The following is a 9,766-nucleotide window of genomic DNA, read 5'->3' on the forward strand; positions in this document are numbered from 1 at the left end:
GCCGGCCGCTTGCGCGCGGCCGCCGCGGCGGCGGCCGAGGTGTCCGCCCGCCTCGACGACCACCTGGGCCGGCTCGACGCCGGCTGGGAGGGCCGCGACGCCGACGCGTTCGTCGGGTACATCCGGGAGATCGGCGCCGCGGGCGGCGACCTCCGCGAGGCGCTCACGACGCTCGCGGACGCCCTCGACGACCTGGTGACCACCCTGCGCCACCTGGTCGTCGACCTCGCCGATGTTTTGGTCGGCGCAGCGGACCTGATCTCCGAGACGATGATGCTGCCCAGCGGCGGCACCAAGCGCGCCCGGGCACAGCTGACGGAGACCCAGGACGCGGCGAAGGCGCTGTACGAGACGACGCGAGACGTCCTGGAGGCGTTCGACCGGTTGTGCAACGGCATCGACGACCCCGACGCGGCCACGCGCAGCATCGAGATCGCACACCGCTACCCGGAGGAGCGCTTCCGCCTGCACGAGCCGGAACCCACCACCCCCGCCCCACCTCCGGCCGAGCCCGACTCCGGCTCCGACTCCGACGCGGTCACGACACCGTCGTCGGCGAGCGGCGATCCGGCGGAGCCGAAGCACACCGGCGCCGGCACGCCGGACGCGGCCCAGCCCGTGGAGCCGGCACCCCAGCCGGCCCCGGACAGCGCCGCGAGCCACAGCGCGTCCGGGATGCCGATGATGCCGATGATGGGCTTCGGCGCGTTCGGCGGCGGCGGTGGCGGCGGCCGCCGCCAGTCGAAGACCCGCCCGACGACGAAGCCGTCGGAGCTGCTGGGCGAGCCCGATCTGGTGGCCCCGCCGGTGATCGGCGAGGACGAAAACCCCCAGCCGAAGAAGCCCCCGGCCCCGCCCGCGAAGTGACGGAACCGGCATCACCCGTGATCAGAGGGGCATCACGCGTGCCCGGTCGAGCACGGGTAGCGCCGGACTACTCGGGGCGGTTGCGGCGGATCGTGCGCATCACGAACAGGGTGATCAGCAACGCCACCAGGCCGCCGCCCGTTCCGGCGAGCGCCACGATCACCGGGGTCGGGCTGCGGTCGTTGGCCGGCGGGAGCTGGGCCATCTGCGGGCCCGGGATCGGCGCCGGGTTCCCCACTTCCGACGGCAGGCTCTGGGTCAGCGCCGCCACCGGGTCGATGACGCCGTAGCCGACGAAGTTGTCGCGGCCGCCCGGTGCCGCCGGGTGCTGGGCCGTCTCTTTGATCCGGTTGATGATGCCCTTCGCGTCCAGCTGCGGGTACTTGGCCTTGACCAGGGCCGCGAGCCCGGCGACGTACGGCGCCGCGAAGCTCGTCCCCTGGATCGGGCTGGCCTTGTCGCCGTTCTCGAACGTGAGGTTCGCCAAGCCGTCGGAGCCTTCGGCGGGGTCGAGCGACATGATCTGCGTCCCCGGCGCCGCGACGCCGACCCACGGGCCGTGCACGCTGAACGGGGCCACGCTGCCGGTCTCGTCGATCGCCCCGACGGACAGCACGTCGTCGGCGAACCACGGCGGCGTCACGATCGTATTCGGCTTCCGCGCGTCCGGCTGGTCGTTCTGCGGGCAGGTGTCCGTCGCGTTGCCCGCGGCGGCGATGATCACGACACCCCGCTGCGCGGCGAAGTGGGCAGCGGCCTGGACCTGCTGCTCGCCTTCGGTGATCGAGCCGGTGGCCGGGCGGCAGTTGTCGACCGACATGTTGATGATGTCGGCTTCGTTGCGCTCGGCGATGCCGCGGATGATTTCGGCCAGCGTCTTCAACGTCCCCGCGGTGCCGGCCTTCTCCAGCTGGCGCCCGCCGTTGGTCTGTCCCGGAGACGTCCGGTCGCCTTCGCCGCTGCCGCCCCCGCCGCCCGGCGGCGGGCTGGTGCTCGACGACGGCGGCGGCGTGCCTCCGCTGCTGCTCGCCGGCGGCGTCGGGGTCGAGGTGTCGGGCTCGTAGTTCTCGCTCAGCTGGCGGTAGGACACGATCGTCGCGTCCGGGGCGACCCCGATGAACCCGACCTCCGGGTTGTCGGGCTTGCCCGCGATGATGCCGGCGACCTCGGTGCCGTGGCCGTCGCAGTCTTCGAGGCCCTCGGGCTTCCCGTCCGGCTTCGCGACGTAGTCGCCGCCGGACTTGACCCGGTTCTGGAACCACGGGTGCTGGGTCACGCCGGTGTCGACGACCGCCACCCGCACGGTGCCCCCGGCGCTGCCGGTGGCCGCTTTGACGATCTCCTGCGCCTTGCCGATCTGCAGGTAGTCCTGGCCCCACGGCCGGTTCTTCAGCACGATGTCCCGGCCGAGCGTGCTGCGCTGGACGCAGGCCTTCGACTTCTTGTACTTCTTGTCCGGCTGCCGGGAATCCGGGATCAGCTTGCTGTCGTCGACCGGCGGCGGCGTCGCGAAGTAGCCGTCGGCCGGGGCGGCCTGGGCGTGGGCCGGCACCGCGCCCGCGACCGTGGCCAGAACGCCGATCGTGCCGGCGAGCAGGGCCGTCGTGGTGCGCCGGGCCGAGCCCAGGGGGCGTCCTGCTGACATCCGAGATTCACCCGACCCGGTCACTTGAAGTTCAGGTGCCGCAGGGTGGTGTAGAGGTCCATCACACCGAGGGCGAGGGGCAGCACGGAGGCGATGCAGATCGCTTCGATGATCTCCACCGTGCGTCGCAGCGGCGGTGAGAACCGCTGGTTCGGGAAGATCACGCCGACGACGAGCGCGCCCGCGGCGAGCAGGATCAGCAGGCCGAAGACGTAGAGCAGGCGGTTCTGGGCGCTCGCCGAGACCAGCCAGCCGACGGCGATCCCGGTGGCCGAGACCAGGCCGGTGGTGAGCAGGGCGATCGCCTGGCTGCCGTTGGCGTACGCGCGGGCGCGCAGCAGCAGCACGAGCGTCGCGACGACGCCGAGGATGATCCCGAACGCGCCGGGCGCGGTCGCCGCGATGATCGCCGAGACGGCCACCGTGGCACCGCAGCCGACCATCAGGCCGGTCATGTAATTGTGCGCGATCGCCGTGCGACGCTCGATCGCCCGGTAGTCGGGGAAGCCGGAGTCTTCCTTCAGCTCTTCGGCGTTGCTCGGCACGTGCGGCAGCGGCAGCTTCGCGAGCCAGATGGTGGCGCGCGGGAGGATCGAGATGCAGGCGAGGGCGACCGCGACGGTGCCGGCCGCGATCCCGGGCGCCGGGTGCGCGACGAGCGTGCCGAACAGGAAGGCCAGCGCGCCGAACGTGCCCGCGGTGGCCGCGGCGATGAACGTCGTGATGCCGGCGCCGATGACCATGATGCACACCGAGGCGACGATGATCACCAGGACCGCGCCGAGCAGCAGGTTCGCCCGCAGCGACAGCCCGGGCACGATGTAGAAGCCGCTGACGAAGGCCAGCGGCAGCCCGCCCGCCGCGGCGATCAGCACGCCGGTGGGTTCGGCCTGGTAGCCCTTGGCGAGCGTGGCGCCGACCGCGACGCAGGCGATGGCGCCGATGCCGCCGGCGATGGCCGCGCCCAGCGCGCTGCCGCCGTAGAAGGAGCCGCTCATGAACAGCGCGACGGCGGCGGCGAACAGCGCCAGCCCGCCCGCGACGTGCCCGAACCGGTTCGCGGTTTCCTTGGTCCAGGGGCGGAAGCTGTCGGGGGAGGACTCGGCGATGGCGTCGACGACGTCGTCGTACAGCGGCGGCGGCGGGTTTTCGTTGCGCTTGCGCAGCTGGAGCAGCTCACCGTCGACGACGCCGAGCGAGGCCAGCGTGCGGCTCGGGTCGAGCGGGGCGTCCCCGAGTTTCGCCAGCGCCCAGCCGCCGTGGCGGGCCCCGCCGTCGGGCGCGGTTTCCTTGGCCATGTCCAGCAGCATCGGCAGCAGATCGGCCACCGCGACGTCGGCGGGCAGCGCCACGTCGATCCGGGTGGACGGTGCGACGACCGTCACCCTGCTGAAAACTGTCGTGCCCGTAGCCACTGCACTGCCCCCGCTCTGATGAGACGTCTCCCGGGGGAACTTATACCGAAGCCGCCCGCGGGCATCATCGAACGTCCGAAATTCACCGGCTGCCGCAGCTCAGGGCCGCCGAACCGCCATTACTGTCGGTGCCGGGCCGTACACTGTCCTCACGACGATCGGGCAGCGTTCCCGGGCGGTTCCGGCATCCGGCGGAATTCCACGAGGGCGTTCGATAGGTTGGTCGCGCACCGACGCGGTGGCCGCCATCGTCGAGTTTGAATGAGGGGTCCTTCGATGAGCACGCTGCAGTTCAAGAAGTCGCCGCGGCTGGCGGCACCGCGGCCGCCGGGCGGTGAGGTGCACCTCGAGCCGCCGCCCGAGGTACCCCGGGTGATCCCCGGGAACATCGTGATGAAGGCGCTTCCGGTCGTCATGATCGTCGCGTCGCTCGGGATGATGGTCTTCATGTTCCAGGCCAGCAACCGGAACCCGATGATGATGGCCATGGGCGGCATGATGGTCGTCGGGACGCTCGGGATGATGGCCGGCGGTGGCGGCAAGGGCGGCGGCGCCAAGCGCGCGGAGATGGACGAGGACCGCAAGGACTACCTGCGTTACCTGGGCCAGATGCGTGACCGCGCCCGCGAGGCCATGGTCGACCAGCGCGCCGCCCTGGAATGGGTGCACCCGGACCCGCAGTCGCTGTGGTCGCTGGCCGCCAGCCGCCGGATGTGGGAACGCCGGCAGAACGACCAGGACTTCCTGCACCTGCGCGTCGGGCGCAGTTCACACCGGCTCGCCACGCGGCTGGTCCCGCCCCAGACCGGGCCCGTCGACGAACTGGAACCGATCGCCACCCTCGCGCTGCGCCGGTTCGTGCGCGCGCACTCGATCGTGCCGGACCTGCCGACCCAGATCACCCTCCGCGGGTTCGCCGCGGTCAGCATGCAGGGCGACCGCGCGCTGACCCGGGGCCTCACCCGCGCCATGCTCGCGCAGCTCGTTTCCTTCCACAGCCCCGACGACGTGCTGATCGCGGTCGCCACCGCGGGCCGCGCGAAGGAGGAGTGGGAGTGGGCGAAGTGGCTGCCGCACGTCCAGCACCCCACGCTGTCCGACGGCATCGGCCAGCTCCGCATGATGGCCGGCTCGCTGGCCCAGATCGAAGACTGGCTCGACGAAGAACTGCGTGACCGCCAGCGCTTCTCCCGCAACGCCACGCCGGCGCCGGACCAGCCGCACGTCGTCATCATCATCGACGACGCCGAGGTCACCCGCGAAGAGCAGATCGTCCTGGAAGAGGGCCTGGTCGGCGTCACGCTGATCGACCTGTCCGACTCCCTCGGCAACCTCGCCGCCCGCCGCGGCCTCCGGCTGGTCGTCGAGCCCGAGAGGCTGGGCGCGCGCAGCGCCGGCGGTGTCGAGTGGTTCGGCCGCCCGGACACCCTCAGCCTGGTCGAGACCGAGTCGCTGGCCCGGCTCATCTCGCCGTACCGCGTCGGGGGCGCCGCGGGCCAGGACGTCGGCGACGAAGAGCCGCTGCTGTCCAACCCGTCGCTGCTGGAGCTGCTCGGCATCCCCGGCGACCCGATGACCTTCGACGTCCAGCAGGCGTGGCGGCCGCGGCCGATCCGCGACCGCTACCGCGTCCCGTTCGGCGTCGGCGAGTACGGCCAGCCGGTCGAGCTGGACATCAAGGAAGCCGCCGCCGAGGGCATGGGGCCGCACGGCCTCTGCATCGGCGCCACCGGTTCCGGCAAGTCGGAGTTCCTCCGCACGCTGGTGCTGGGCCTGCTGGCGACGCACTCGTCGAGCACGCTGAACTTCGTCCTCGTCGACTTCAAGGGTGGCGCGACGTTCCTCGGCCTCGACAAGGCCCCGCACGTCTCCGCGGTCATCACCAACCTCGCGGACGAGGTCACCCTGGTCGACCGCATGAAGGACGCGCTGGCCGGCGAGATGAACCGGCGGCAGGAAGCGCTGAAGAACGGCGGCAACTTCAAGAACGTCTGGGAATACGAGAAGGCGCGTGAAAACGGCGCGGACCTCGACCCGCTGCCCGCCCTCTTCATCGTCTGCGACGAGTTCTCCGAGCTGCTGAGCGCGAAGCCGGACTTCATCGACCTGTTCGTCGCCATCGGCCGGCTGGGCCGGTCGCTGCAGATGCACATGCTGCTCGCCTCGCAGCGCCTCGAAGAGGGCAAGCTGCGCGGTCTCGACTCGCACCTGTCGTACCGGATCGGCCTCAAGACGTTCTCGGCGGCGGAATCCCGCGCCGCGATCGGCGTGCCGGACGCGTTCGAGCTGCCGTCGGTCCCCGGTGGTGGCTACCTCAAGTACGACACCTCGACGCTGGTGCGGTTCAAGGCGTCCTACGTCTCGGGCCCGTACCGGCCGGCCGGTCTCAAGGTGGCCGGCCCCGCGGCGACCGTGGTCCGCGCGGACAAGCGGCCGCAGCTGTTCGTCCCGGACTTCGTCGAGCTGCCGAAGGAGCCGGAGCCGCAGCAGATCGAGGCGCCGGTCCAGCAGCAGCCGCAGTCCGAAGAGGCGGTCGAACCCAGCGAGCTCGACGTCATCGTCTCGCGCCTGGTGGGCCAGGGCCCGCCGGCGCACGAGGTGTGGCTGCCGCCGCTGAAGGACCCGAACTCGCTCGACACGCTGCTGCCCAACCTGAACCCGACCGACGACCGCGGCCTCTCCCCGGTGGGCTACTTCGGCAACGGGCGGCTGCAGGTGCCGCTGGGCATCATCGACCGGCCGTACGAGCAGCGGCGTGACCCGCTGTGGGCGGACTTCGCCGGTGCGGCGGGGCACGGCGTGATCGTCGGCGGCCCGCAGACCGGCAAGTCGACCATGCTGCGGACGCTGATCATGTCGATGGCGCTGACGCACACCCCGGAGGAAGCGCAGTTCTACTGCCTCGACCTCGGTGGTGGCACCCTGGCCGGTCTGGCCGACCTGCCGCACGTCGGCGGGGTCGCGGTGGCCCGGCGCGAGCCGGACAAGGCCCGCCGGATCGTGGCCGAGCTGACCACCCTGCTCACCGAGCGGGAAGGCCGGTTCGGGGCGATGGGCATCGACTCGATGACCGAGTTCCGCAACCGCAAGCGCCGCGGCGAGATCCGGCCGGACCAGGACCCGTTCGGCGACGCGTTCCTGGTCGTCGACAACTGGCGGGCCCTGCGCGACGACTTCGAAGAGCTCGAAACCACGATCACCCGGCTCGCCACCCAGGGTCTGTCCTACGGCGTGCACGTCGTCATCGCCGCCAACCGGTGGGCCGACATCCGCCCGGCGATCAAGGACATGCTGGGCACCCGGTTCGAGCTGCGCCTCGGTGACCCGACCGAGTCCGACATCGACCGGCGCGTCGCGGTGAACATCCCGGCCGGGCGGCCGGGCCGCGGCTTGACCCGCGAGAAGCTGCACATGCTGGGCGGCCTCCCGCGGATCGACGGCTCCAGCGACCCGGAGACGATCGCGGCCGGCGTGGCCGACGCGGTGGCGAAGATCAAGGGCGCCTGGCGCGGCCGGGTCGCCCCGCAGGTCCGCCTGCTGCCGGAGCTGATCACCTACGAAGAGGTGCTCAAGCTCGACTCCGCACGGGACTCGAAGCTGATCCCGATCGGCGTCAACGAAGAGGACCTGCAGCCGATCTACATCGACTTCAACGCCGAGCCGCACTTCTACGCCTTCGCGGACGGCGAGTCGGGCAAGACGAACCTGCTGCGGCAGATCGCCCGGGGCATCTCGGAGCGCTACACCGCCAAGGAAGCGCTGATCCTGCTGGTCGACTACCGGCGCACGATGCTCGGCTTCATCCAGGGCGACTCGCTCCTCGGGTACGCGGTCTCGTCCGCGCAGCTGGAGAGCATGGTCGGCGACGTCTTCAACTCGATGACCCGCCGCCTCCCGGGCCCGGACGTCACGCAGGAGCAGCTGAAGACGCGGTCCTGGTGGAAGGGCCCGGAGCTGTTCATCCTCGTCGACGACTACGACCTGGTGGCCACGTCGACGAACAACCCGCTGCGGAAGATCTCCGACTTCCTGCCGCAGGCCAAGGACGTCGGCCTGCACCTGGTCGTGGTGCGGCGCACCGGTGGCGCGTCGAAGGCGATGTACGACCCGATCATCGGCAAGCTCAAGGAGATCGCGGCCCCGGGCATGGTGATGAACGGCTCGCGCGACGAAGGTGCGCTGGTCGGCAACATCAAGCCGAGCGCGATGCCGCCGGGCCGGGGCAACCTGCTGACCCGGAAGAACGGCAAGCAGCTCATCCAGGTGTCGTGGATCCAGCCCGACTGACGACGGCGGCCGGACGCGCTCCCGGCGGGGTGGGTAGGTTCCTCCCCGGGTGCGCGTCCCGGTGGGGCGCAAGGAAGCCCGAACACGATTGCGGGAGCTGCTGGTGACGGTCCGGGTTGCGGTGGACTTCGGGACATCGAGCACCTGCGTCGTCGCCTCGGTGAACGGGCGCGAGCCGCAGGTCGTGGTGATCGACGGCCAGCCGCTGATGTCCTCGGCCGTGTACGCGGCGGCCGACGGCACGCTGTTCGTCGGCCAGGAGGCCGAGCGGCAGGCGGCGGTCGACCCGTCGCGGTACGAGCCGAACCCGAAGCGGCGGATCGACGAGGGCGAGCTGCTGCTCGGCGAGAACGTGCTGCGGGTGACCGACGTCGTGCACGCCGTGCTGGGGCGCGCGGTGTCCGAAGCGCGCCGCCTGGCCGGGGACGCCGAAGTCGACCTGCTCGTGCTGACCCACCCCGCGGACTGGGGTGCCATCCGCACCCGGCTGCTGCGGCAGGCCGCCGGCGGGCTGGCGCGCGAGGTCGCGCTGGTGCCGGAGCCCGTCGCGGCGGCGGTGTACCACGCGGCGACGTTCGCGCCGCAGGACGTGACCAACGACCGCACCGTCGAGTTCAGCGGACGCCCCGGCGACGCGCTCGCGGTGCTGGACCTCGGCGGCGGCACGGTCGACGTCAGCGTGGTGCGGCGGCTGCCGGAGACCGCGCGGGACCGGGCCGGCCGCCCGCAGCGCGGCGGTTTCCAGGTGCTCGCCACCCGGGGCGATCCCAGCTTCGGTGGCGCCGACATCGACCAGGCCCTGCTCGAACACGTCGGTTCGCTGGTCTCCGCGGCGGATCCGGACGCCTGGCGCGAGCTCGTCGAAGGCCGTGAGCTGGCCGACCGGCGCCGTCGCCGCGTGCTGCGCCAGGACGTGCGGGGCGCGAAGGAGACGTTGTCGCGGCACGCCTACACCGACGTGCCGATGCCGCCGCCGTTCGCCGACGCGCACGTCACGCGCGAAGACCTCGAGCGGCTGATCGCGGCCCCGCTGGGCCGGGCCGTCGAGCTGACGGTCGCCGCGATCGGCGACGCCGGCCTGCGGCCGAAGCAGCTCACGGCGATCTTCCTGGTCGGCGGGTCGAGCCGGATCCCGATGATTTCGCGGCTGGTGCACGAACGCACCGGCGTCGTGCCGACGAGCCTCGACCAGCCCGAGACGGTCGTCGCGCGCGGCGCGCTGCGGGCGGTCCTGGTGGACCCGGACCGCACCGGCGCGCTGCCCGGCGAAGCGATGGCCCGGCTGGGCGCGGTTCCGGGCGCGAACCTCGGCCCGGCGGCGCAGCGCACGGAGGTCGTCCGCCCCGGCGACGTCGCCCCGCGCCCGGGGGACGGAAGCCAGCGCCCGGGTGACGTCGGTTTGCGCCCGGGTGACGGAGGTCAGCGCCCGGGGGACGGAAGCCAGCGCCCGGCACCGCCGCGCACCCCGGTCGCCGCGCCCGGCTCGCCCGGGCCGGCCGGGTTCCCGAACCGCGCGGCCCCGCCACCGGCTGCCCGTGGGGCGGCGACGGCG

Annotated in this window: 5 protein-coding genes; 3 read left to right on the forward strand and 2 right to left on the reverse strand. The window is 72.2% G+C overall.

What is annotated here, in order from left to right; genetic code table 11:
* On the forward strand, positions 1-867 hold an 867-nt coding region (locus ACWEVN_RS42835), incomplete at its 5' end, for a WXG100 family type VII secretion target (protein WP_452055100.1).
* 67 nt (positions 868-934) lie between these two features.
* Here the strand turns inward: ACWEVN_RS42835 and mycP are convergent.
* Together mycP and eccD are read right to left on the reverse strand one after the other, a co-directional pair.
* Positions 935-2,512 carry a type VII secretion-associated serine protease mycosin gene (mycP, locus tag ACWEVN_RS42840; RefSeq protein ID WP_449686319.1) on the reverse strand — a complete coding sequence of 526 codons (1,578 nt, stop codon included), beginning with the start codon at positions 2,510-2,512 and terminating at the stop codon, positions 935-937.
* Positions 2,513-2,532: 20 nt separating this feature from the next.
* Complete coding sequence (gene eccD / locus ACWEVN_RS42845; RefSeq protein WP_449686318.1) at positions 2,533-3,897, reverse strand: type VII secretion integral membrane protein EccD; 1,365 nt, start codon at positions 3,895-3,897, stop codon at positions 2,533-2,535.
* 306 nt (positions 3,898-4,203) lie between these two features.
* On the opposite strand from eccD, the gene eccCa reads away from it, so the two are divergent.
* Together eccCa and ACWEVN_RS42855 are read left to right on the forward strand one after the other, a co-directional pair.
* Positions 4,204-8,214: a type VII secretion protein EccCa gene (eccCa, locus tag ACWEVN_RS42850; RefSeq protein WP_452055101.1), complete on the forward strand. Its 4,011-nt coding sequence runs from the start codon at positions 4,204-4,206 to the stop codon at positions 8,212-8,214.
* Between the two features lie 103 nt (positions 8,215-8,317).
* Positions 8,318-9,766: Hsp70 family protein (locus tag ACWEVN_RS42855; protein WP_452055102.1), on the forward strand; the 1,449-nt coding region annotated here is incomplete at its 3' end.

It is taken from the genome of Amycolatopsis sp. NPDC003861 (genome assembly GCF_053605405.1).